This window comes from Nocardia rhizosphaerihabitans (genome assembly GCF_014646295.1).
Taxonomy (GTDB): Bacteria; Actinomycetota; Actinomycetes; order Mycobacteriales; family Mycobacteriaceae; genus Nocardia; species Nocardia rhizosphaerihabitans.
This window is the reverse complement of record NZ_BMNE01000001.1, coordinates 1,287,560-1,308,990: the sequence shown is the minus strand read 5'-3', so window position 1 is coordinate 1,308,990 and position 21,431 is coordinate 1,287,560. Positions and strand designations below refer to the sequence as shown.

General features: G+C 67.2%; 24 protein-coding genes and 2 tRNA genes. 13 read left to right on the top strand and 13 right to left on the bottom strand.

Annotated features, from left to right (window positions below; translation table 11 throughout):
• Nucleotides 1-200 precede the first annotated feature (200 nt).
• Nucleotides 201-326, top strand: a complete 126-nt coding sequence (locus IEY60_RS05920) for a type II toxin-antitoxin system VapB family antitoxin (protein WP_189024518.1) — start codon at nt 201-203, stop codon at nt 324-326.
• 13 nt (nt 327-339) lie between these two features.
• On the opposite strand, the gene IEY60_RS05915 is transcribed toward IEY60_RS05920, so the two are convergent.
• From IEY60_RS05915 to IEY60_RS05895, 5 genes are all read right to left on the bottom strand, one after another.
• Nucleotides 340-990 carry a Uma2 family endonuclease gene (locus tag IEY60_RS05915; RefSeq protein ID WP_229739566.1) on the bottom strand — a complete coding sequence of 217 codons (651 nt, stop codon included), beginning with the start codon at nt 988-990 and terminating at the stop codon, nt 340-342.
• A 207-nt stretch (nt 991-1,197) separates the two neighbouring features.
• Entirely contained in the window at nt 1,198-1,341 is a 144-nt protein-coding gene (locus tag IEY60_RS05910; protein ID WP_189024516.1) for a hypothetical protein, read from the bottom strand.
• 10 nt (nt 1,342-1,351) lie between these two features.
• Nucleotides 1,352-1,633, bottom strand: coding sequence for a helix-turn-helix domain-containing protein (locus tag IEY60_RS05905; protein ID WP_189024514.1), 282 nt, complete (start codon nt 1,631-1,633; stop codon nt 1,352-1,354).
• Entirely contained in the window at nt 1,518-1,925 is a 408-nt protein-coding gene (locus tag IEY60_RS05900; RefSeq protein WP_229739565.1) for a type II toxin-antitoxin system RelE/ParE family toxin, read from the bottom strand. The genes IEY60_RS05905 and IEY60_RS05900 overlap by 116 nt, the downstream gene beginning before the upstream one ends.
• An 88-nt stretch (nt 1,926-2,013) precedes the next feature.
• A complete protein-coding gene (locus tag IEY60_RS05895) occupies nt 2,014-2,658 on the bottom strand; it encodes a hypothetical protein (protein ID WP_189024512.1) in 645 nt (214 codons plus the stop codon).
• A gap of 67 nt (nt 2,659-2,725) precedes the next feature.
• On the opposite strand from IEY60_RS05895, the gene IEY60_RS05890 reads away from it, so the two are divergent.
• Nucleotides 2,726-3,157 carry an NUDIX hydrolase gene (locus IEY60_RS05890; protein WP_229739564.1) on the top strand — a complete coding sequence of 144 codons (432 nt, stop codon included), beginning with the start codon at nt 2,726-2,728 and terminating at the stop codon, nt 3,155-3,157.
• On the opposite strand, the gene IEY60_RS05885 is transcribed toward IEY60_RS05890, so the two are convergent.
• Complete coding sequence (locus tag IEY60_RS05885) at nt 3,107-4,444, bottom strand: hypothetical protein (protein ID WP_189024508.1); 1,338 nt, start codon at nt 4,442-4,444, stop codon at nt 3,107-3,109. The genes IEY60_RS05890 and IEY60_RS05885 overlap by 51 nt on opposite strands.
• Before the next feature lie 171 nt (nt 4,445-4,615).
• Between IEY60_RS05885 and IEY60_RS05880 the strand changes: the two genes are divergently transcribed.
• Nucleotides 4,616-4,819 (top strand): cold-shock protein, encoded by a 204-nt coding sequence (locus IEY60_RS05880; protein ID WP_189024506.1) that lies wholly within the window; start codon nt 4,616-4,618, stop codon nt 4,817-4,819.
• Nucleotides 4,820-4,822: 3 nt separating this feature from the next.
• Here the strand turns inward: IEY60_RS05880 and IEY60_RS05875 are convergent, their stop codons facing one another.
• Nucleotides 4,823-5,098 carry a hypothetical protein gene (locus tag IEY60_RS05875; RefSeq protein ID WP_189024504.1) on the bottom strand — a complete coding sequence of 92 codons (276 nt, stop codon included), beginning with the start codon at nt 5,096-5,098 and terminating at the stop codon, nt 4,823-4,825.
• 74 nt (nt 5,099-5,172) lie between these two features.
• Nucleotides 5,173-5,955: an MHYT domain-containing protein gene (locus IEY60_RS05870; protein WP_189024502.1), complete on the bottom strand. Its 783-nt coding sequence runs from the start codon at nt 5,953-5,955 to the stop codon at nt 5,173-5,175.
• A gap of 396 nt (nt 5,956-6,351) precedes the next feature.
• Here IEY60_RS05870 and IEY60_RS05865 point away from each other — a divergent pair, with 396 nt between their 5' ends.
• On the top strand, nt 6,352-6,555 hold the full coding sequence (locus IEY60_RS05865) for a cold-shock protein (protein WP_014987157.1): 204 nt from the start codon (nt 6,352-6,354) through the stop codon (nt 6,553-6,555).
• Between the two features lie 59 nt (nt 6,556-6,614).
• On the opposite strand, the gene IEY60_RS05860 is transcribed toward IEY60_RS05865, so the two are convergent.
• Nucleotides 6,615-7,460, bottom strand: coding sequence for a nucleotidyltransferase domain-containing protein (locus IEY60_RS05860; protein WP_229739563.1), 846 nt, complete (start codon nt 7,458-7,460; stop codon nt 6,615-6,617).
• A gap of 97 nt (nt 7,461-7,557) precedes the next feature.
• Here IEY60_RS05860 and serA point away from each other — a divergent pair, with 97 nt between their 5' ends.
• A complete protein-coding gene (gene serA, locus IEY60_RS05855; protein WP_189024500.1) occupies nt 7,558-9,156 on the top strand; it encodes a phosphoglycerate dehydrogenase in 1,599 nt (532 codons plus the stop codon).
• A 118-nt stretch (nt 9,157-9,274) separates the two neighbouring features.
• Nucleotides 9,275-10,282, top strand: a complete 1,008-nt coding sequence (locus IEY60_RS05850; RefSeq protein ID WP_189024498.1) for a 3-isopropylmalate dehydrogenase — start codon at nt 9,275-9,277, stop codon at nt 10,280-10,282.
• Between the two features lie 106 nt (nt 10,283-10,388).
• On the opposite strand, the gene IEY60_RS05845 is transcribed toward IEY60_RS05850, so the two are convergent.
• Nucleotides 10,389-11,516 carry an MFS transporter gene (locus IEY60_RS05845; protein WP_189025006.1) on the bottom strand — a complete coding sequence of 376 codons (1,128 nt, stop codon included), beginning with the start codon at nt 11,514-11,516 and terminating at the stop codon, nt 10,389-10,391.
• A gap of 356 nt (nt 11,517-11,872) precedes the next feature.
• Between IEY60_RS05845 and IEY60_RS05840 the strand changes: the two genes are divergently transcribed.
• From IEY60_RS05840 to IEY60_RS05825, 4 genes are all read left to right on the top strand, one after another.
• Entirely contained in the window at nt 11,873-12,646 is a 774-nt protein-coding gene (locus IEY60_RS05840; protein WP_189024496.1) for a fumarylacetoacetate hydrolase family protein, read from the top strand.
• Nucleotides 12,647-12,664: 18 nt separating this feature from the next.
• Nucleotides 12,665-14,140, top strand: a complete 1,476-nt coding sequence (gltX, locus tag IEY60_RS05835) for a glutamate--tRNA ligase (RefSeq protein WP_189024494.1) — start codon at nt 12,665-12,667, stop codon at nt 14,138-14,140.
• Between the two features lie 187 nt (nt 14,141-14,327).
• Nucleotides 14,328-14,399: transfer RNA gene (locus tag IEY60_RS05830), tRNA-Gln, on the top strand.
• Between the two features lie 28 nt (nt 14,400-14,427).
• Nucleotides 14,428-14,500 (top strand) — tRNA-Glu (locus IEY60_RS05825).
• Nucleotides 14,501-14,545: 45 nt separating this feature from the next.
• On the opposite strand, the gene IEY60_RS05820 is transcribed toward IEY60_RS05825, so the two are convergent.
• On the bottom strand, nt 14,546-15,247 hold the full coding sequence (locus tag IEY60_RS05820) for an IclR family transcriptional regulator (protein ID WP_189024492.1): 702 nt from the start codon (nt 15,245-15,247) through the stop codon (nt 14,546-14,548).
• Between the two features lie 63 nt (nt 15,248-15,310).
• Between IEY60_RS05820 and leuC the strand changes: the two genes are divergently transcribed.
• The 3 genes from leuC to IEY60_RS05805 all read left to right on the top strand — a co-directional run bounded on the left by leuC (nt 15,311) and on the right by IEY60_RS05805 (nt 18,192).
• The gene (gene leuC / locus IEY60_RS05815; protein WP_189024490.1) at nt 15,311-16,735 is read left to right on the top strand and encodes a 3-isopropylmalate dehydratase large subunit; all 1,425 of its coding nucleotides are present in this window, start codon (nt 15,311-15,313) and stop codon (nt 16,733-16,735) included.
• A gap of 34 nt (nt 16,736-16,769) precedes the next feature.
• Nucleotides 16,770-17,378: a 3-isopropylmalate dehydratase small subunit gene (gene leuD, locus IEY60_RS05810; RefSeq protein ID WP_189024488.1), complete on the top strand. Its 609-nt coding sequence runs from the start codon at nt 16,770-16,772 to the stop codon at nt 17,376-17,378.
• A 157-nt stretch (nt 17,379-17,535) separates the two neighbouring features.
• Nucleotides 17,536-18,192: an HU family DNA-binding protein gene (locus IEY60_RS05805; RefSeq protein WP_189024485.1), complete on the top strand. Its 657-nt coding sequence runs from the start codon at nt 17,536-17,538 to the stop codon at nt 18,190-18,192.
• Nucleotides 18,193-18,313: 121 nt separating this feature from the next.
• Here IEY60_RS05805 and IEY60_RS05800 read toward each other — a convergent pair whose 3' ends face one another.
• The gene (locus tag IEY60_RS05800; protein ID WP_189024483.1) at nt 18,314-19,234 is read right to left on the bottom strand and encodes an NUDIX hydrolase; all 921 of its coding nucleotides are present in this window, start codon (nt 19,232-19,234) and stop codon (nt 18,314-18,316) included.
• Nucleotides 19,235-19,254: 20 nt separating this feature from the next.
• Nucleotides 19,255-21,411: an RNA degradosome polyphosphate kinase gene (locus tag IEY60_RS05795; protein WP_189024481.1), complete on the bottom strand. Its 2,157-nt coding sequence runs from the start codon at nt 21,409-21,411 to the stop codon at nt 19,255-19,257.
• Nucleotides 21,412-21,431: the final 20 nt, after the last annotated feature.

Below are 21,431 nucleotides of genomic sequence, written 5' to 3'. Positions count from 1 at the left end.
CCGGGTGTGCTCGGCGGCGCCGACCGGGTTCCGTTTGGTGGTGGGCGTCTCGGGCGTGGAAGTGGCGAGGTCGACGCGGCCTGTGTCGAATCGTCCTGAGAACCACTCGACGACGAATCTTCCGCTATCTCGATACCGGAACCCGCGCCCGAACCATTACCTCGCCAACGCCGCGAATCATCAATTTTGGAGGTCCGGCGATGACGATAGCCCGAATCGACCTCGATGATGACGTGCTGGAGCGGGTGATGGCAGCTTCCCAGGCGAAGACCAATAGCGACGCTGTGAACCTGTCTCTGTGCAAGGTCGGCCACCAGCACGGTTGATGCGGTCGGGAGGTCAGAAGGACAGTGCTGACCAAGGAAGTTCGATGGGGAATGGGTACGGGAAAGATACCTCCGTGCCGCCGTCTGTGGTCCACTCACCTGCGAGGACGTAGTTTGCGGGGCGTAGCGGCCGAACGCCTTCTGGGAGCTCGGCGTGACCGATGTCGAGTCCGTATACCCGGACGGTTCCGATCGTGCCGGTGTCTCGCAGCAAACTGACTTCCCAGTACCACGGGATGGCACCGCTGGCGTACCGCGCGCGTTTGGCTTCGATGTCGATCGGAGTGTTCGAGGGGGACAGCACTTCCCCAACGAGCACTGTGTCGGTAGCGCGCACGTCGGCGAACGGCGGCAAGCAGCGGTGTACCAGGAAGTCTGGAGTGACAAAGTCGGATTTACCGTTAGTCCCGAAGAACACATTTGTTTCGAGATTTACTCGCCAGCATCGTTCAGAACCTGGCTGCATGTCTTCGCGAGCGCATCTTTCGATCTGTTCTGTCAGGCGGCGCATGGCCATTTGATGCTCGCCCGGCCCACGCCGGGCCCAAACGACCCGTCCCTCCCACAGCTCGATCTGTGCGGCGATCTCATCGGGCAGCTCTTGGAGCTCTTCCCAGGTCATATGCTCCGGGAGGTCAGGGCGCTCGATGCTGGACACAGGCATTTGCTCATGCTACCCACGGCGACCGAGCGGTGTCCCGACTGGTGGAAGGGCAGTTTGAGGGTCCGTCCGGGGACCGAGTTGCCTTCATCGTCACATCCCCACATCGAAGGCCGCCAGCGTCACGAAGCGACCGGCGTGCCCAGGATGATTCCGCTGTGGAGGGCGTAGATGTGTCAGGTGGGGTGTGCCGATGGCCGATAGAGCGAGCTAGGTGGGAGTTCGTGCCGAGGTGTGGCCATCGGGTGATTGCCGCGTGTGGACGAGCTCGACGTGGTCGGCGCTGTCAGGGCCGTGAGCCAGCAGCACCGACATCCCGATCCGCTGGATCACGCCCGACACAGGATCGAACACGACATCAGTCCTAGGCGGTCTTCCGCATCGTCAGGTGGGTGTGCAAGCCGAGGCGCGCGCCGAATCCGATCAACCGCTCCAAGCTGTACACGCCCTGCTTGCCGGCCCGCATCTCGTAGATGCGCGACCTGGCTACACCGAGTCGTTCGGCGGCTTGGGTAGGTGTGAGCTCCAACTCATCGATTCGGGCGAGCACTGCATCCAGGGCCTCGGCCCAGACACGAAGCCGCTCTGCTTCTTCGGGAGACTCTGCGATCGCTTCCCAGACGTCGGATGGTCGCTGAATTGTCATGGCTTGCTATCCCTTTCGTACATCCGCTTCCGCTGCGCGGTACCGGTCCCGGCCTACTGACAAATCGCCGGGCGTCGCCGAATCTGGCGACGTAGAACATTCGGTAGGCGCCCGTGCGGTCGCGAAAACGGAGTTCGAACGCGCCGGCGCCGACGGTGGGCATCGGTTTGAAATCCAACGGAGCCTGGCCGGTCTGTACACGGTGCAGGCCGTAACCGAGGCCGCGTTGCGCGGGCGGCGGCAGCTCGCGCAGTCGGTCGAGGGAACCGCCGACCCATCGGAGTTCCTTCACGTTGCCGGTGTACAGGTAGCGTGATATCCCTGTCCCGGGGGTAGAGCCACAGGTTAAGAGCTGCCAGTGTCACGAAGAACGCGAGCGGTCAGGATGTGGCGCGGACTTTGATGGCGTCGTGGGAGATGAGGACGTCGTATTCGCCGGGGGTGGCGATAACGGCGTTGCCGTAGGCGGACTTGACGAAGGGGGAGGTGTACCAGGTGCCTTCGTTCATGTCTTCGAAGAAGTCTCGGTCGCTGCCGTCGAGCATGATGTGGTCTTGGGTGGTGTGTTTGCCGTCCAGGCGTTGGCCGTACAGGCGGGTGATTTTGTAGCCGGAGTGGAAGCCCAGGGCGTTGACCCAGGGGTGTAGTTCTACGATGTTGGCTTGCAGGACCCAGAGGTTGCCTTCGACGCGGTGGGTGGTGCGGGTGTCGACCGCGCCTTCGTCGTCGAAGAGGGTCAGTTCAAGGTCGAGTTGGTCGGATTGTCCGGCAACGGGTTTCGCGACTACGTGGGCGGCGGTGATTTCGCCGGTGAGGCCCAGGTAGGTCTGGAGCAGGGTGGCGATCCAGAGGAGGAGGGTGGCGACGAGGAGGAGGGCGAGGGCGGGGGCGCCTCGGCCGAGAACGGCTTTCGGGCCGCGGCGGTGGCGGGCGGCGAGGACTGCGGAGACGAGCAGGGCTAGGGCGAGCGCGATCAGTGCGAGGAGGACGACCTGGGCGAGCCCGAAGGTCACCGGGAAACTCATGCTCTCGGTATACCCCGAATGTGGCTGGGGGATGGGTGGTCTCGTGGTTCTCGGTAGGGTGGATTTCGTGGACAAGTATCGGGTGCTCGTCGGCGTTCATCTGGTGCTCCTCGACGGGGATGGGCGGGTGCTGTTGGGGCGCAGGCGCGATACCGGGTTCGGGGACGGGTTGTTCCACGTGCCCGCGGGGCATCTCGAGGCGGGGGAATCGGCGGTGGCGGCGCTGATTCGGGAAGCGCGCGAGGAGGTGGGGGTCGACATCGATGCGGGGGATGTCGAATTCGCGCATGTGCTGCACAGTGCCGAGCGGGTGCAGATCTTCTTCACCGTCCGGCGGTGGCGAGGCGCTGTCACGAACTGTGAGCCGGAGAAGTGCTCGGAGTTGCGGTGGTTCGATGTGGTGGCGCTGCCGACAGAGATCGTCGAGTACTGCCGGGTCGGGCTCGGGTCAGTCCTGAGCGGGCGGGCGTTCTCCGAATTCGGGTGGCAGGACGCCTGATCGGTCGGTCGCTGGGCGGTGACGGATCAGTAGCGCGATAGCGACGGTGCAACCGACGGCGATGCCGATCGCGATCGCCGCGGGGAGCGGGCCTCGGTTCACGTCGGCGGTGCGGTACCAGGACGACGAGTAGGCCAGATGGCCGAACTCGGTGTCGCTCAACGCGACTCCGATGGATGGCACACACAGGATCGACAGACCGACCGTGGCCGAGGTGGGGCTCAGCGGGACGGCGGAGCCGACGCAATAGCCGCAGATCGCGCCGAGCGCCACGCAGCCGACCGCGGCATTGAGGGTCGCCGGTGGGTCGAGAATGTCGGTGGCCAGGACGAAGACCGCCAAGCCTGCCACGCCGACCGCGGCGGTCACGGCATGGGGACGACGCAGGCCGGCCAGCAGCCCGGCGCCGAGGGCGATGACGGTGCCCACATCGACCAGTCCCGAACGGGGCAGCGTGATGACGAGACTGCCCGCCACGGCGAAACCGGTCATCAGCAGCACCAGGACGCCGTCGCGGTCCGGCAGGATCAGCGCGGCCACCGTTGCGGCCGCGACGACGACGATCGAGCCGACGATCACAGACGGGATGCTCGTCTCGCGGGATGCCACGGCCAGCGACGTCACCAGAATGGCCGAGAAGGCGACGACACCGGCGAACACGGGGGCCAGCGGAATCGCGGTGTCCACACCGTTGCGCGGCGGGGTGACGGTGGTGATCGCGAAGTAGGCGAGCGCGAGCACGGCGGCCGCGATGAACCACAGCGGCAGCGAACCCGCGAGGACGCCGTCGAAGCCGGCCGAACCCTCGTCGGTGGGGGTCTCGGTGAGGTCGCCGAGCACGGCGGCGGCGGGCACCGCGAACAGGTAGACGGTCCGCAGCAGCGGTTCGGGCCAGACCGCGACGGCCATCGCGCCCAGCGCCACGCCCGCGAGCAGCGCGTCGATGAAGTTGAGCGTGGCCAGCGACAGGCCGGTGAAGTTCTCGTTGTCGCTGTGGGGGACCAGGAGCAGGTGGCTCAGCACGATGCCGGCGAGTGCGAGCAGCGCCGTCCAGCGGGCGGTGCGCCTGCTGCCGACGGCGACTGTGACCGCCGCGGTGATGACCGCGGCGAACGCGCCACCGGTCATCGCCCGCGGAACGTTGAACACCAGCAGATCGACGTGCCGCGCCTGCGCCAGGGCGGCGAAGCTGATCGGCAGCATGATCACGAGCACCGCGACCGAGGTGGCCACGAAGACGGTGACCGCTTCGGCGGCGGAACGGACGGTGGTGGCGCTCGGCTGCACCGACTCTCCGTTCTCCCGGACCCGGCCGGTCCCCAGCGGACCTACCTGGAGTTTATCCAGCGCGGATGCCGCCGAACGGCTGCGACAACTCCACGGCTTTCGTGTCGCGGGGCACGGCATGCGAACATGGGCGAATCAGCATGTCAGGCAAATGATTCGGAAGGTCGGTTGATGCCGGGCGGCGTCGTGAGCTGGTTCGACAGCGGCAAGGGATTCGGATTCATCACCCCCGACGCGGGCGGGGCGGAGGTATTCGTGGAGTACACCGAACTGGTCGGGGAGGGGTTCCGCACGCTGCGGGCCGGTCAGCGGGTGGAATTCGGGGTCAGGGAGACCCGGCGCGGACCGGAAGCCCACCACGTGCGGGCCGTCTAGCGGTCAGTAGACGGCGACGGCGTAGATCGCGAAACCGGTCGCCGCCAGCGACGCCATCGCGCTGACGGTCAGCAGCCGCGTGCTGAGCCGGTGCAGCCGGTCGTGACGGGCACGCAGGACGAAGAAGCCGCTGGTCGGGTTGCCGTCGCCGATGAAATGCGAGGCGGCCCGCGACGCGAGCAGCGCGTCGGTCGCCTTGGATTCGGCGATCGAGGCAGTGAACAGGGCGAGAGCGCCTGCACCCGCGCAGAGCACGGCCGCGATGATGAAGAACAGCACGTGGATCCCCCGTGAAGACTCGGCCGGAGCCGGTGATTGCTACCTCCTCAGTGTCTCAACGGGGTACGACAGATTCAGCTCTGGCCGCTGGGCCAGAAGCGGCTCGCGCGCTGACCGTGCACCGGCCTGGCCAGGTTGGGGTCCTCGGCTTCGGTGATGCCGACCTGCATGAGCAGCACCATGGTGACCATGCTGACCCCGATGATCAGCGGGGTGAGCAGCTGGGTCGCGGTGGCGCCGGAGGCGTGGGCGACGTGGGCGCTGGTGTGCGCGCTCATCGAGAACATGCCGGTGTAGTGCATGCCGGTGACGGCCACGCCCATCAGCAGCGCGGCGCCGATGGTGGCGAGGAGTCCGTGGATGTGCAGAGCGAACCAGAGCGCGGCCGTGGCGGCGACGACGGCGATGACCATCGAGACGGCGACCACGAACGGGTCGTAGACGATTTCGATGTCGGTCTTCATCGCGTACATGCCGGAATAGTGCATCGCGCCGACGCCGAGACCGGTGATCGTCCCGCCCACCGGGAGAGCGGCGCTGTCCCAGCTGCGGCGCACCACGATGGACAGCCCGAGCCACACCACACCCATCGCGACGGCGGCGCTGAACAAGGTGATCGGGACGTTGTATCGGATGGTCGCGCCGTGCACGGAAAAGCCGAGCATCGCGATGAAATGCATGACCCAGATGCCGGTCCCGCCGAGTGCGATCGCGGCCGCGGTGAGCCAGCCGCCATGACTACCCGATGCGCGCGAGCGAACCATGCAACGCAGTGCCAGCATCGACCCGAGGACCGACATGAGATACGCCGGCAGCGGGGTTACCCAGCCGTAGGTGAAATGGTTGATGTCCAGCACTCTCTACTCCTTGCGTGATTTCTCCGCGGGGTGTGCCCTCCCTCACAAACTCGGAAAATACGCTGGTAGGAAATTTGCCGTACTGGGTTTCTGGAAAATGTCTAGGGATGCTGACGGTGACCGGGCGCAGTTGCGTAGAGGTGTCGATGGTGAAGTGTGCCAGCCGGTTCGGCGGAGAGCGCCGATCGAATCCGGCATCCTCGCCGCAACTGCCTCGGCATACACCGAGCATCCAAACGGTCGCTTGTGTGACAGCACTGGGCGGCGGCATCGCGGCGTTGGCTTCCTCACAGTCCACGAAGTCGGGTGTGGAGGAATTCGTCGGATCATGGCATTGTTGATGGCGAGACCGGGACCGGACTATTAGGACCTGGCTCGTCTACAGAAGGTTTTGAAATGGCTCAGGGCATTGTGAAGTGGTTCAACAGCGAGAAGGGCTTCGGCTTCATCGCACAGGACGGCGGCGGACCCGACGTCTTCGTGCACTACTCGGCTGTTAGCGGCTCGGGCTTCCGCTCCCTCGACGAGGGTCAGCGTGTGGAGTTCGAGATCGGTCAGGGTCAGAAGGGCCCGCAGGCTCAGGACGTCCGCGTCCTCTGATTCTGCGCTTGACCAGCGTACGAACGTGAAGCTCCGCACCAGTAGGTGCGGAGTTTCTGCTATCTGGGGGCCAGTGCCTCCGTGCGGAAGAACTGTTCGGTCACCGCTCGCGCCGCCGTCAGATCCCGCGGCCCGCGCATTGCGAATTCCGGTGCCGCCCTGGCGAACTCATCGTCGATGAAGTTCGCGATCGAGCGCGGCGGCTCGCCCGAGCCCATCTCCCTGGTCTTCGACTTGAGTGCCGTCAGCTCGGTGATCGAGGCGACCAGGTCTGCGGGCAGTTCGCACTGGGCGAGCAAGGTCGGCAGGTGCATCGGGGCCACCGCGGCGCCGGGATGCTCGCGCAACCAGCGCAGCGCCATCGCCGGGCGCAGGGAGTAGAACACCTTCTTCAAGCCGCCGTTGCGCTGGAACAGTGTCCACTGGCGCGCGCCCAGGTGCAGATAGTGCCGGGCGATCCGGTCGCGATCGGCCACCTCCTCGGCCACCTCGCGCAGGCGGGCGCGGAACGCCTCGTCGCCGCGATAGACGATCGGTGACATCAGCCACTCGACCAGCACCGCGTTGCCCTGCACCAGCAGGCGCAGCGCCTTGGCCAGGTCCCAGCCGTTCACATCGAGCAGCCCGACCAGCGGCGTCTCGATGACATCGCGCCGCGACCACGGCGACAGATAGGTCTCCAGGCTCGCCACATAGACGAACCGGCAGTCGTAGTCGGAATCCGGCGAGGGGAAACCCCAAGCGCGGCTGCCGCTTTCGATGGCCAGCCGGATGGACACGCCGTGCTCGGCCGCCACCCGGTCGAGCTCGGCGTCGACGGCGGCCACCACGGCCGGATCCATCGAGTCGGGGACGGTGCGCAAGGACGTGGCGTGATGGTAGGTGCGGCGACGCCCAGGGTTCACCCGGTTTTCGGCAGGGGGGTAAGGGGAGGCGAACCCCGCCGACTATTCTGGTCGGCGGTAACTGCCGACCCCCTTTCTTCCCCAGGAGTACCCCACAGTGAGCCAAGCAGGCCGTCCTGTAGTTCTGATCGCCGACAAGCTCGCCCAGTCGACCGTCGACGCGCTCGGTGACGGTGTCGAGGTTCGCTGGGTCGATGGCCCCGACCGCCCGGCGCTGCTCGCCGCGGTGCCCGAGGCCGACGCGCTGCTCGTGCGCTCCGCGACCACCGTCGACGCCGAGGTGCTCGACGCGGGCAAGAAGCTCCAGATCGTCGCCCGTGCCGGCGTGGGCCTCGACAATGTCGACGTGCCCGCCGCCACCGAGCGTGGCGTGATGGTCGTCAACGCGCCGACCTCCAACATCCACACCGCCGCCGAGCACGCCGTCACCCTGCTGCTCGCCGCCGCGCGTCAGATCCCGGCCGCCGACGCGACCCTGCGCGAGAAGACCTGGCAGCGCAGCAAGTTCAACGGTGTCGAGATCTTCGGCAAGACCGTCGGCGTGATCGGCCTCGGCCGCATCGGCCAGCTGTTCGCCGCCCGTCTGGCCGCGTTCGAGACCAAGATCGTCGCCTACGACCCCTACGTGTCGCCGGCCAAGGCCGCCCAGCTCGGCATCGAGCTGCTGTCGCTGGACGAGGTCCTGCAGCGCGCCGACTTCATCTCGGTGCACCTGCCCAAGACCCCGGAGACCAAGGGTCTGCTGAACGCCGAGCGTCTCGCGCTGACCAAGCCGGGCGTCGTCATCGTCAACGCCGCGCGTGGTGGCCTGATCGACGAGCAGGCCCTGGCCGACTCGATCAACTCCGGCCACGTGCGTGCCGCCGGCCTCGACGTGTTCGAGACCGAGCCGTGCACCGACTCGCCGCTGTTCGACCTGCCGCAGGTCGTCGTGACCCCGCACCTGGGTGCTTCCACCTCCGAGGCCCAGGACCGCGCGGGCACCGATGTCGCCAAGTCGGTGCTGCTGGCGCTGGCCGGTGAGTTCGTGCCGGGTGCGGTGAACGTCACCGGTGGCGCCGTGAACGACGAGGTCGCCCCCTGGCTCGACGTCGTGCGCAAGCAGGGCGCGCTGCTGGGCGCCATCGCCAACGAACTGCCCGTCAGCATCGAGGTGCAGGCGCGCGGCGAGCTGGCCGCCCAGGACGTCGCCGTGCTGGAGCTGTCCGCGCTGCGCGGTGTGTTCTCGGCGCTGGTCGAGGACCAGGTCACCTTCGTCAACGCGCCGTCGCTGGCCAAGGAGCGCGGCATCACCGCCGCCGTCACCACCGCCACCGAGAGCCCGAACCACCGCAGCATGGTCGACCTGCGCGCCGTGTTCGGCGACGGCTCGACCCTGAACGTGGCCGGCACGCTGACCGAGCCGAACCTGGTCGAGAAGATCGTCAACATCAACGGCCGCAACTACGACATGCGCGCCGAGGGCCTGAACCTGGCCGTGCTGAACTACACCGACAAGCCGGGCGCGCTGGGCAAGATCGGCACCAAGCTGGGCGAGGCCGAGATCGACATCCTGGCCGCGCAGCTGAGCCAGGACGTGGACGCCGAAGGCGCCACCGTGATCCTGCGCGTCAACCGCGAGGTGTCCGCCGAGGTGCAGACCGCGATCGCCGAAGCCGTCGGCGCCGCCAAGGTCGTCCTGGTCGACCTGGCCTGAGTTGTGACGTCCCGGTCTCCGGGACATCGGCAGCTGCGCGCCGTCACCCCACGGTGGCGGCGCGCATCTGTATCCGCGGCGCGGCACGATCCGCCCCGACTTCGAACGGAGCTTGTTCATGAAACTCGCAGTCATCGCCGGTGACGGCATCGGTCCCGAGGTCATCGCCGAGGCGCTCAAGGTGCTCGACGTGGTCTCGCCCGGTGTCGAGAAGACCGAATACGACCTGGGCGCTGCCCGCTACCACCGCACCGGCGAGATCCTGCCGGAGTCGGTGCTGCCCGAGCTCAAGCAGCACGACGCGATCCTGCTCGGCGCCATCGGCGACCCGTCGGTGCCCAGCGGCGTGCTCGAGCGTGGTCTGCTGCTCAAGACCCGCTTCGCGCTGGACCACCACGTGAACCTGCGTCCGTCGCGACTGTTCCCCGGTGTCACCAGCCCGCTGGCGGGCAACCCCGACATCGACTTCGTGGTCGTGCGTGAGGGCACCGAGGGTCCCTACACCGGTACCGGTGGCGCGATCCGTGTCGAGACCCCGCACGAGGTCGCGACCGAGGTGTCCACCAACACCCGCTTCGGCATCGAGCGCGTGGTCCGCTACGCCTTCGCCACCGCGCAGGCCCGCCGCAAGCATCTGACCCTGGTGCACAAGAACAACGTCCTCACCTTCGCCGGTTCGCTGTGGCAGCGCACCGTCGACGAGGTCGCCGCCGAGTTCCCCGACGTGCAGACGGCCTACCAGCACATCGACGCCGCCACCATCCATATGGTGACCGACCCGGGCCGCTTCGACGTGATCGTCACCGACAACCTGTTCGGCGACATCATCACCGACCTCGCCGCCGCCGTCAGCGGTGGCATCGGCCTGGCCGCCTCGGGCAACATCGACGCCTCCGGCGTGAACCCGTCGATGTTCGAGCCGGTCCACGGCAGCGCCCCCGACATCGCGGGCCAGTCCAAGGCCGACCCGACCGCCGCCATCCTGTCGGTCTCGCTGCTGCTCAACCACCTCGGCAACGCCGAGGGCGCCGCGCGCATCGAGTCCGCGGTCGCCAAGGACCTGGCCTCGCGCACCGGCACCGCCTCCACCGTCGAGGTGGGCGACCGGATCGCCGCCATCGTCTGAGGACGCTGAACAACCCGAAGGCCCGCTCGGCTGTTGCCGGAGCGGGCCTTCGCTGTCCTGTTGTGCCGCACCATGTTTCGGTCGATCGAGACATGATGCGGCACAGCTATTTTCGCGGTACCAATGGGACCGCCGCCGCAGCGGCGATGGCGGCCACCGCGAAGGAGGCGGGGAAGCCGGTGGCGGTGATCAGCAGGCCGAAAACCGGTGGGACGGCGGCGATGGCGAGGTTTTGGCCGGTGTTCTGGATACCCAGGCCGCGGCCGCTCCAGAACGGGCCCGCGATTTCGGCGACGGCGGTGAAGGCCAAGCCGTTGTCGGACACCGAGATCACCGAGGCGGCGACCATCAGGGGCACTGCCAGCCACCACCAGTCGGTCCAGGCGGTGATCGTCAGGGCGGCCATCGCGACGACGGCGGCGACGGCCACCTGGCGCAGCGGGCCGAGGCGGCTGCCGACGCGATCGGACCAGGCGCCCGCGCCGATTCGTCCTGCGGCACCCAGGAATTGGGTGGCCGTCATCAGGGCGCCCGCGGCGGCCAGCGACCAGCCCAGGTCGCGGTGCAACCACAGCAGGGCGAAGGTCCACAGGGTGGCCTGCGGGATGACCAGCAGGATCGAGACGGCGTGGATGCGCCACAGGGTGGAATCGCCGCCGCGGTAGGGGTTGGCGCGGTCGGCGGCCTTGGCGGGCGGACGCGGCGGGTCGACGATGCCGACCAGACAGCCGACCGCGGCGATACCGGCCATCAGCGCGGGGACAAGCAGGGCGGCGGGGATGCCGTGGTGTTCGGCGACCCACGGAATGCTCAGCGCGGCCAGGCCGACGCCCAGCGGCTGGGCGGTCTGGCGGATGCCCATGGCCAGGCCGCGCCGGTCGGGCGGGAACCAGCCGACGATCACCCGGCCGCTCGCGCCGTTGGAGCTGGCCGCGCCGACACCGCCAAGGAACAGCAGCGCGCCGAACGCGATCGGGTTGTCCACCAGCGCGGCGGCGACACCGGCCACGAACATCAGCGCCGTGCCCGCCACCAGCACGATCCTTTCGCCGATCCGGTCGACGACATAGCCCCACGCGATCAGCGTGCACACCAGGCCGACGGTCGGCAGGGCGACCAGCGCGCCCGCGGCGAACAGGGAATCGCCGCGAGCGGTGAGCGCGGGCAGCAGGAACGGGGTGCCGTGGATGAAGATCGAACTCGAGGTCTGCGCGAATACACCGAGGGCGAGCATCAGCCAGCGTCTGCCGTCGCCGATCCTGGTCACTTCGGCCGTCGGCCGCACCTCTGTCACGATTCTCACCTCGCCGGATTGCACGATTGCATCTCAATATTTGAGATTGATGTCTCATGTGGTGAACATCTGGGTTCACGGTACACCCGTGACCGCAGAATGACGCCTCCTGATTCGGTGTCTGACAGATCACAACCGGCGACGACGGTGCGGAGTGCGAATCCCGTAGGCGGGCAGTGGCTTCGAATCGCACCGGTGTGAGCTTGGCCGCACTCCGCCCGCGCGCGCATCACTCCTCGCGTCCCGCATCCCGGGCGCGTTCGGGCAGGTGGGCGCGTCTCGATAGACTCCCGGGCATGCGCTTAGGTCGAGTTGCCAGTCCCGATGGAGTCGCGTTCGTCAGCATCGAAGGTGACGGCAGCGATGCCACCGCCAAGGAGATCGCCGAACACCCGTTCGGCTCGCCGACGTTCACCGGCCGGAGCTGGCCGCTGGCCGATGTCCGCCTGCTGGCGCCGATCCTGGCGAGCAAGGTGATCTGCATCGGCAAGAACTACGCCGCCCACGCGGCCGAAATGGGCGGCGAGGCGCCGGCCGACCCGGTCATCTTCATGAAGCCCAACACCGCGATCGTCGGCCCGAACGCCCCGATCATCCTGCCGCCCAGCTCTTCTCAGGTCGACTACGAGGGCGAGCTGGCTGTGGTCATCGGCCGCCCGTGCAAGGACGTGCCTGCGGCCAAGGCCGCCGAGGTCATCCTGGGCTACACCGTCGCCAACGACGTCACCGCCCGCGACCAGCAGCGCCACGACGGGCAGTGGACAAGGGCCAAGGGTTACGACACGTTCTGCCCGCTCGGCCCGTGGATCGAAACCGCGCTGGATCCAAGCGATCTGGAGATCGTCACCGAGGTCGAGGGGCAGGTCCGCCAGCGCAGCCGCACGTCGCTGTTCCTGCACGACATCCCCAAGATCGTCGAATGGGTGTCGACCGTGATGACCCTGCTGCCCGGTGACGTGATCCTCACCGGCACACCGGAAGGCGTCGGCCCGCTGCAGGCCGGGCAGAACGTGTCGGTCACCGTCGAGGGCATCGGCACCCTCACCAATCCTGTTGCCACCAAGCGCTGATACCGCGGAGAGAGAGTCATGACTGAAGTACGGGTCCGTTTCTGCCCGTCGCCGACCGGCACGCCGCACGTCGGCCTGATCCGCACGGCGCTGTTCAACTGGGCGTACGCGCGCCACCACGGCGGCAGCTTCGTCTTCCGCATCGAAGACACCGACGCCGCACGCGATTCCGAGGATTCCTACCGGGCGATCCTGGACGCACTGCGCTGGCTCGGCCTGACCTGGGACGAGGGCCCCGAGGTCGGCGGTCCCTACGAGCCGTACCGGCAGTCGCAGCGCCGCGATCAGCACCTCGAGGTCGTGCGCAAGCTGGTCGAGGCGGGCGAGGCCTACGAATCCTTCTCGACGCCGGACGAGGTCGAGGCCCGGCATCGCGCGGCCGGTCGTGACCCGAAACTCGGTTACGACAATTTCGACCGTGAGCTGTCCGCCGAGCAGATCGCGGCCTACAAGGCCGAGGGCAGGCCGGCGGTGATCCGGTTGCGGATGCCGAACGAAGATCTCGGCTGGAACGATCTCGTGCGCGGTGAAACCACCTTCAAGGCCGGCACCGTGCCCGATTTCGCGCTCACTCGCGGCAATGGCGATCCGCTCTACACATTGGTGAATCCGGTCGACGACGCGTTGATGAAGATCACCCATGTGCTGCGTGGTGAGGACCTGTTGTCCTCGACGCCGCGCCAGCTCGCGTTGTACGCGGCGCTGCAGCGTATCGGGGTCGCGGAGTTCACCCCGGAGTTCGGTCATCTGCCGTTCGTGATGGGCCAGGGCAACAAGAAGCTGTCCAAGCGCGACCCGGAATCGAATCTGTTCGTCCACCGTGATCGCGGATTCATCCCCGAGGGTTTGCTGAATTACCTGGCCCTGCTCGGCTGGAGTATCGCCGAGGACCGCGACGTGTTCTCCATGGCGGAGATGGTGGCGGCATTCGACATTTCGACGGTGAATTCGAATCCGGCCCGCTTCGACCAGAAGAAAGCCGACGCCATCAATGCCGAGCAGATTCGTTTGCTCGAGCCGGGTGATTTCGGCCACCGTTTGCGCGAGTACCTGACCGCGCAGGGTCATATCGGCGCCGAAATCGACGAGAAGGCCTTCCTCGCCGCGGCCGAACTCGTCCAGACTCGCATCGTGGTGCTCGGCGACGCGTGGGACCTGCTGAAGTTCCTGTTCGTCGAGCCCGCGGAGTTCGCGATCGACCAGGCCGCGGGCGGCAAGAACCTGGGCGCCGAGGCCGATCCGGTGCTCGACGCCGCGATCGCCGCCGTGGAGCCGCTGGCCGAGTGGACGACGCCCGCCCTGGAAGAGGCGCTGAAGAAGGCGCTGATCGACGATCTGGGGCTCAAGCCGCGTAAGGCGTTCGCGCCGGTGCGAGTCGCGGTGACGGGTTCGCACATCAGCCCGCCGCTGTACGAGTCGATGGAACTGCTGGGCCGCGAGGTCTCACTCGCGCGGCTGCGTGCCGCGCGTGGCTGGGCGCCCGCCGCGCAGTGAGTGCGTCCGGGGCGGATGCGGCTGGATCGCAGCCGCCCCGGAACGGTCAAAACAGCCAAAAATGGGCTTCTGACCAGGCGATTTGTAGTTTACCCCACTGTGTTTGGTAATCTTCTTCTCGCCGCGGAACACGGCCTCGCAACACCGACAACCAGCCGGTGAGACGAAGGCCGAGCGTTTCCATCCTTGGGGTATGGTGTAATTGGCAACACAGCTGATTCTGGTTCAGCCATTCTAGGTTCGAGTCCTGGTACCCCAGCAAGGTTTCACTTCGGTGAGATCGTCCTGGCCCCGTCGTCTAGCGGCCTAGGACGCCGCCCTCTCAAGGCGGTAGCGCGGGTTCAAATCCCGTCGGGGCTACAAAGAAAGACCCCCGGTCGAATTCGACCGGGGGTCTTCTTCGTTTTACAGCCGCTTGTGCAGTGCCTCGGCGGCGGCGACCAGATCGGCGGCCCAGCGCGCGCCCGGCCGCCTGCCCATCCGGTCGATCGGACCCGAGACCGACACCGCGGCCACCACGAGGCCCGCCGTGTCGCGCACCGGCGCCGAGACGCTCGCCACGCCCTGTGCGCGTTCCGCTGCGCTCTGCGCCCACCCCCGCTTGCGGACCTCGGCCAGCGCGCGATCGCCGAACACCGCGTCGGCCAGGACCGTGCGCTGCAGTTCGGGATCGGCCCACGCCAGCAGCACCTTGGCCGCCGAGCCCGCGGTGAGCGGGAGCCGGGAGCCGACCGGCACGGTGTCGCGCAGGCCGACGGGCGGCTCCAGCGCGGCCACGCAGACGCGCGCGTGCCCGTCGCGGCAGTACAACTGGACACTCTCGCCGGTGATCTCCCGCAGACGGGGCAGAATGGTCCCTGCGGCCTCCACCAGTGGATCGGCGGCCCCTGCGGACAGTTCGGTGAGCGCGGGGCCTGGACGCCACAGCCCGTTGCCGTCACGTGCCAGCAGCCGGTGCGTCTCCAGCCCGACCGCCAGCCGGTGCGCCGTGGCGCGGGGCAGGCCGGTGCGGGTGCACAGGTCGTTGAGACCGCATGGCTCGTCCGCGACGGCGTAGAGCACCGCCACGGCTTTGTCGAGGACACCGATACCGCTATGCTGTCTCATAGAACGATACTAACTTCTCATATGTTGAGATACCAAGTATGTCCATCGAAAGGTGATCAAGCCATGGCCGAGCGCGCCCGCACACTGGCCGAGAAGGTGTGGGAACAGCACGTCGTCACTACCGGTGCCGGCGAAGGTTCCTCCCGTGAACCCGACCTGATCTACATCGATCTGCACCTCGTGCACGAGGTGACCAGCCCGCAGGCCTTCGACGGGCTCCGCGCGGCGGGCCGACCGGTGCGCAGGCCTGATCTCACCATCGCCACCGAGGACCACAACGTCCCCACCGCCGACATCGACAAGCCGATCGCCGACCCCATCTCGCGCACCCAGGTGGAGACGCTGCGCCGCAACTGCGCCGAGTTCGGTGTCCGCCTGCACCCGATGGGCGATGTCGAGCAGGGCATCGTGCACGTGGTCGGCCCGCAGCTGGGCCTGACCCAGCCGGGCATGACCGTGGTGTGCGGCGACAGCCACACCTCCACCCACGGCGCGTTCGGCGCGCTGGCGATGGGCATCGGCACCAGCGAGGTCGAGCACGTGCTGGCCACCCAGACGCTGTCGCTGCGCCCGTTCAAGACGATGGCCATCACCGTCGACGGCGAATTGGCGCCCGGCGTCACGAGCAAGGACCTGATCCTGGCCGTGATCGCCCAGATCGGCACCGGCGGCGGCCAGGGCTATGTGCTGGAGTACCGCGGCGAGGCGATCCGCAAGCTGTCGATGGAAGCGCGGATGACGATCTGCAACATGTCCATCGAAGCGGGCGCTCGTGCGGGCATGATCGCCCCGGACGAGGTGACCTACGAATTCCTGAAGGGCCGCCCGCACGCGCCGCAGGGCGGCGACTGGGACGCCGCGGTGGCCGCCTGGGAGGCGCTGAAGACCGACGAGGGCGCGGTTTTCGACGCCGAGGTCCATATCGACGCGAACAAGCTCACCCCGTTCGTCACCTGGGGCACCAACCCGGGCCAGGGCCTGCCGCTGGGCGCGAACGTGCCGGATCCGGCCCAGATGGCCGACGAGAGCGAGCGCGACGCCGCCGAGAAGGCGTTGCGCTACATGGACCTGACGCCGGGAATGCCGCTGCGTGAGGTCAGCGTGGACACCGTATTCGTCGGTTCCTGCACCAACGGCCGGATCGAGGATTTGCGTGCCGTCGCCGATGTTTTGAAGGGACGCCACGTCGCCGACGGCGTGCGAATGCTGGTCGTACCCGGGTCGATGAAGGTGCGCGCGCAGGCGGAAAAAGAAGGACTCGGCGAGATTTTCACCGCCGCGGGCGCGGAATGGCGCCAGGCGGGCTGCTCGATGTGCCTGGGCATGAATCCCGATCAGCTCGAGCCGGGCCAGCGCTGCGCGTCCACCTCGAACCGCAATTTCGAAGGCAGGCAGGGCAAGGGTGGCCGTACCCACCTGGTCTCGCCGCTGGTGGCCGCCGCCACCGCGGTCCGCGGAACCCTGTCCTCGCCCGCCGATCTGGCCTGAGCGCCCCGACCACCACGATCGAAGGAGAATCGTTATGGAAGCCTTCACTGTTCACAAAGGCATCGGGGTCCCGCTGCGCCGGTCCAATGTCGACACCGACCAGATCATCCCCGCCGTTTACCTGAAGCGGGTGACCCGCACGGGTTTCGAGGACGGCCTGTTCGCCGGTTGGCGGGCCGATCCGGACTTCATTCTGAACACCGAGCCCTACCGTCACGGCAGTGTTCTGGTGGCCGGACCGGATTTCGGCACCGGTTCCTCGCGTGAGCACGCGGTGTGGGCGCTGTCGGACTACGGCTTTCGGGTGGTCATCTCGTCGCGTTTCGCCGACATCTTCCGTGGGAATGCGGGCAAGGGCGGCCTGTTGGCCGCGCAGATGTCACAGAACGATGTCGAAATGCTGTGGAAGCTGATGGAGGAACAGCCCGGCCTGGAATTGGTTGTCGACCTGACCGCGCGCACTGTGACGGCGGGAACCGTCGTGTTGCCGTTCGATATTGACGACTACACCCGGTGGCGTCTGCTGGAGGGTTTGGACGACATCGGCCTGACGTTGCGCCAGGCCGACGTCATCGGCGACTTCGAAAAGGGAAGGCCGTCATGGAAACCCGTGACGCTGCCGGAGCCTATTTCGCAAGCGTAATCACCAGCGGCGATTGGCAGCGCATCCCCTGGGGGCGGTAGCTGGACGTGTGCTAAACCACATGAATTTTGGCGTGGCACATAGACTCTTGCTCAAACTGGGTTTACCGTGGTACCTAGTCGGTCCGACGACGGGCCATTAGTCTGCGGAGGATTCAATGAACAAGGCGGAACTGATCGACGTTCTGACCGAAAAGTTGGGTACGGACAGGCGCACGGCTACTGCGGCTGTCGAGAACGTGGTCGACACCATCGTCCGTGCCGTGCACAAAGGTCAAAGCGTCACCATCACCGGATTCGGTGTGTTCGAACAGCGCAAGCGTGCCCCCAGGGTTGCCCGTAACCCGCGTACCGGTGAAACCGTGAAGGTGAAGGCGACTTCGGTGCCTGCCTTCCGGCCGGGCGCTCAGTTCAAGGCGGTGATCGCGGGCAAGCAGAAGCTGGCCGCGTCCGGCCCCGCCGTCAAGCGTGGCGTGAACGCCCCGGTGGCGGCGAAGAAGGCGGCAGCCAAGAAGACGGCGGCCAAGAAGACCGCCGCCAAGAAGGCGACGCCGTCGAAGGGTCCGGCCAAGACCACCGCCCGTAAGGCAGCCACCAAGGCACCCGCCGCCAAGAAGACCACGACGGCGGCAGCGAAGAAGACCACCGCCGCCAAGAAGACCACGGCGGCAAAGAAAGTGACTGCGGCCAAGAAGGCGCCGGCGAAGAAGGTCACGGCGGCCAAGAAGACCACCGCCGCCAAGACCACGGCCGCCAAGAAGGCCCCCGCGAAGAAGACTGCTGCGAAGAAGACAGCCACCCGTCGTGCTCGTTGATCCCGCCGCAGCGGGATCAGGTCGGGGAATGTGCACGTAGGCCGCATCACCCACCACTGGACCGAGAACGGCCCCGGGAAACCGGGGCCGTTTCGGCTGTTTGGTGGTACTCAGGTGGTGCTCAGGCGGTGACGATGCCCGTCGACAGCGAGCGGTCCATATGGTCGGCGGCGACCAATCGGTCCTCGACGAACGACAATGCCCAGACGCTGCCCTTGCGATTGCGGGCAGGGGGCAGCGTGAGCTCGCTGCGCTGCGCGAGCCACTGCACCAGATCGGGAATCACCTCGCCCTGACTGCACACCACCGGGACACCCCGATCTGTTACCAAAGACAGAAATCGTTGCCGTGCCGCACTTTTCGCTGAATCGTAACCTTGCTCGGAAAACATTGGCTCGCAATTGATTTCGGCGTTCAACTGTTCCGCCAACGGTGTCACGGTTTGGATACAGCGCAGCGGATCGGCCGAATGGATCTCGGATGCGCCGAACGCCAGCAGAATCGGTGCCAATGCCTTCGCCTGCTGCTCGCCCGCGGGCTCGAGCGGGCGCAACTCGTCGGGTCCGTCGAAGCGCGCGCGCTTGCCCGCCTTGGCGTGGCGCACCAGCAGCACCGTGTTCGTCCTCGCGGGCAGCCGGGCGAACATCCGTACGACCTGGCGGTCCATCGGATACGACAGCTGATCCATCACCTGGTCGAGCGGGAACCAGCGCAGCTGGTCGACTTCGGCGTTGACGGCGAACTCACCGGCCGCGGCCTCGGCGGCCCAGTAGTCGACCCGCTTGAGCTGACGGTGGCCGGGGATCGGATAGGTGACGTGCCCGAGATAGCGCCCGAGCGTGCACGGCAGGCCGGTTTCCTCGCCGACCTCGCGGACCGCGGCGACGATCGGGGTCTCGCCGGGGTCGAGCTTGCCCTTGGGCAGCGACCAGTCGCCGTATTTGGGCCGGTGGATCACGGCGATTTCCGGCCCAGCGGCGCCCTCGCGCCACAGGACCGCGCCCGCGGCATGGATGTTGGGCCGCACTCTGGGATCACGCATGGACTTGTGCTTTTCCTTGGTCACGGCTGATCGGGGCGACGCAGCCGCATGAGGAACTGCTGGTGGTCGCGCACCTGACTGGCGTCGGGTGCGGTCGGGCTGGCCTGCCAGGTGCCGTCGGGACCGAGCACCCAGCAGCGCGTCATCGGGTCCAGCGCCGAATCGAACACCATGGCGAGCTGTTCGACCAGGCGCGGATCCTTCACCTGCACCATGACCTCCACGCGGCGGTCGAGGTTGCGGTGCATCATGTCGGCGCTGCCGATCCAGGTCTGTTCCTGCGCGCCGAACTCGATCACCCGGGAGTGCTCGAGGAAGCGGCCCAGAATCGAGCGCACCTCGATGTTCTCGCTCAGGCCCGCCACGCCGGGGCGAAGGCCGCAGATGCCGCGCACCACGATCTGCACCGGAACCCCGGCCTGGGACGCTCGGTACAGCGCGTCGATGATCTGCTCGTCGACGATCGCGTTGGCCTTGATCCGGATCCGCGCGTCGAATCCCTCCCTGGCCAGTTCGATCTCGCGGTCGATCCGATCGATGATGCCCGCCCGCACGCCGAGCGGGGCGACCATCAGATTGCGGTAGTCGTCCTTGCGGGAGTAACCGGTCAGCGAATTGAACAGGTCGGTCAGGTCGGCACCGATTTCCGGTGCGGCCGTGAACAATCCGACGTCCTCGTACAGACGCGCGGTCTTCGGGTTGTAGTTGCCGGTGCCGATGTGGCAGTAGCGGCGGATGGTCGAGCCTTCGCGGCGCACCACGAGGCAGGTCTTGCAGTGGGTCTTGAGGCCGATGAGGCCGTAGACCACGTGCACGCCCGCCTGCTCCAGTGCGCGCGCCCATTTGATGTTGGCCTGCTCGTCGAAGCGGGCCTTGATCTCGACCAGCGCGACGACCTGCTTGCCCGCCTCGGCGGCCTCGATCAGCGCGTTGATGATGGGGGAGTCACCGGAGGTGCGGTACAGCGTCTGCTTGATCGCCAGCACCTGCGGGTCGGCCGCGGCCTGCTCGATGAAGCGCTGCACGCTGGTGGAGAACGAGTCGTAGGGGTGGTGCACCAGCACGTCGCCCTCGCGCAGCGCGGCGAAGACATTGCGCGGAGTCTCGCGCTCGCCGAAGGCCGCCGGGGTGGCCGGGACATACGGCGCGTCCTTGAGATCGGGGCGGTCGACGCCGTAGACCTGCCAGAGGCAGGACAGGTCGAGCAGTCCGGGAACTTGGATCACGTCGGCGGGGTCGACCTCGAGCTCACGTAGTAGCAACTCCAGCATGTGCTCGGTCATGTCGTCGGAGACCTCGAGCCGCACCGGCTTGCCGAAACGGCGGCGGGCGAGTTCGCGTTCCATCGCCTGCAGCAGGTCTTCGTCACGGTCCTCGTCGACCTCGAAGTCGGCGTTGCGGGTGATCCGGAACGAATGCGTCTCCACCACGGTCAGACCGGGGAACAGCAGATCCAGGTGCGCGGCGATGAGGTCTTCCATCGGCAGGAACGCCGCGATCGCCGACGGCGCCGCGGTGCGCCGGACACGGACGAACCGGTCGACGTTGTCGGGCACCTTCACGCGAGCGAAATGCTCACCGCCGGTGCCTGCGTCCTTCACCGTCACGGCGAGGTTGAGGCTCAGGCCGGAGATGTAGGGGAACGGGTGCGCGGGGTCGACGGCCAGCGGGGTGAGCACCGGAAAGACCTGGTCGGTGAAGTAGCCCGAAAGGCGCTGGCGCTCATCGTCGTCGAGATCGGCCCAGCCGATGATGTCGATGCCCTCGGTGGCCAGCGCCGGATCGACGTCGTCGAGGAAGACATTGGCGTGGCGCTCGGCGAGTTCCTGGGCGCGCGCGGTGATCATCTCCAGCTGTTCCGACGGTGAGCGGCCGTCGGCAGAGCGCACCGACAGACCGGTCTCGGCGCGGCGCTTGAGCCCGGCGACCCGGACCATGTAGAACTCGTCGAGGTTCGAGGCGAAAATCGCCAGGAACTTGGCGCGTTCGAGCAGCGGCAGGGAGGCGTCCTCAGCGAGGGCGAGTACCCGGGCGTTGAAGTCGAGCCAGCTCAGTTCGCGGTTGAGGTAGCGATCCCGGGGCAATCGCTGCGAGGTGGTGTCACCGCCCGAGGCGATGGCGGCCGCAGGTGGCGGGGAAATCGGGGGCTGTTGCTTGATGGTTTCCGTGTCGCTCACGCATCAATCATCCCCTAGGT

Excerpts from the sequence above, each read along its gene's own strand:
- IEY60_RS05920 (WP_189024518.1), top strand. The coding sequence starts at position 201 with ATGACGATAGCCCGAATCGACCTCGATGATGACGTGCTGGAGCGGGTG.
- IEY60_RS05915 (WP_229739566.1), bottom strand. The coding sequence starts at position 990 with ATGCCTGTGTCCAGCATCGAGCGCCCTGACCTCCCGGAGCATATGACC.
- IEY60_RS05905 (WP_189024514.1), bottom strand. The coding sequence starts at position 1,633 with ATGACAATTCAGCGACCATCCGACGTCTGGGAAGCGATCGCAGAGTCT.
- IEY60_RS05895 (WP_189024512.1), bottom strand. The coding sequence starts at position 2,658 with ATGAGTTTCCCGGTGACCTTCGGGCTCGCCCAGGTCGTCCTCCTCGCA.
- IEY60_RS05880 (WP_189024506.1), top strand. The coding sequence starts at position 4,616 with ATGCCGGGCGGCGTCGTGAGCTGGTTCGACAGCGGCAAGGGATTCGGA.
- IEY60_RS05865 (WP_014987157.1), top strand. The coding sequence starts at position 6,352 with ATGGCTCAGGGCATTGTGAAGTGGTTCAACAGCGAGAAGGGCTTCGGC.
- IEY60_RS05850 (WP_189024498.1), top strand. The coding sequence starts at position 9,275 with ATGAAACTCGCAGTCATCGCCGGTGACGGCATCGGTCCCGAGGTCATC.
- IEY60_RS05845 (WP_189025006.1), bottom strand. The coding sequence starts at position 11,516 with ATGCTCGCCCTCGGTGTATTCGCGCAGACCTCGAGTTCGATCTTCATC.
- IEY60_RS05840 (WP_189024496.1), top strand. The coding sequence starts at position 11,873 with ATGCGCTTAGGTCGAGTTGCCAGTCCCGATGGAGTCGCGTTCGTCAGC.
- gltX (WP_189024494.1), top strand. The coding sequence starts at position 12,665 with ATGACTGAAGTACGGGTCCGTTTCTGCCCGTCGCCGACCGGCACGCCG.
- IEY60_RS05820 (WP_189024492.1), bottom strand. The coding sequence starts at position 15,247 with ATGAGACAGCATAGCGGTATCGGTGTCCTCGACAAAGCCGTGGCGGTG.
- leuC (WP_189024490.1), top strand. The coding sequence starts at position 15,311 with ATGGCCGAGCGCGCCCGCACACTGGCCGAGAAGGTGTGGGAACAGCAC.
- leuD (WP_189024488.1), top strand. The coding sequence starts at position 16,770 with ATGGAAGCCTTCACTGTTCACAAAGGCATCGGGGTCCCGCTGCGCCGG.
- IEY60_RS05805 (WP_189024485.1), top strand. The coding sequence starts at position 17,536 with ATGAACAAGGCGGAACTGATCGACGTTCTGACCGAAAAGTTGGGTACG.
- IEY60_RS05800 (WP_189024483.1), bottom strand. The coding sequence starts at position 19,234 with ATGCGTGATCCCAGAGTGCGGCCCAACATCCATGCCGCGGGCGCGGTC.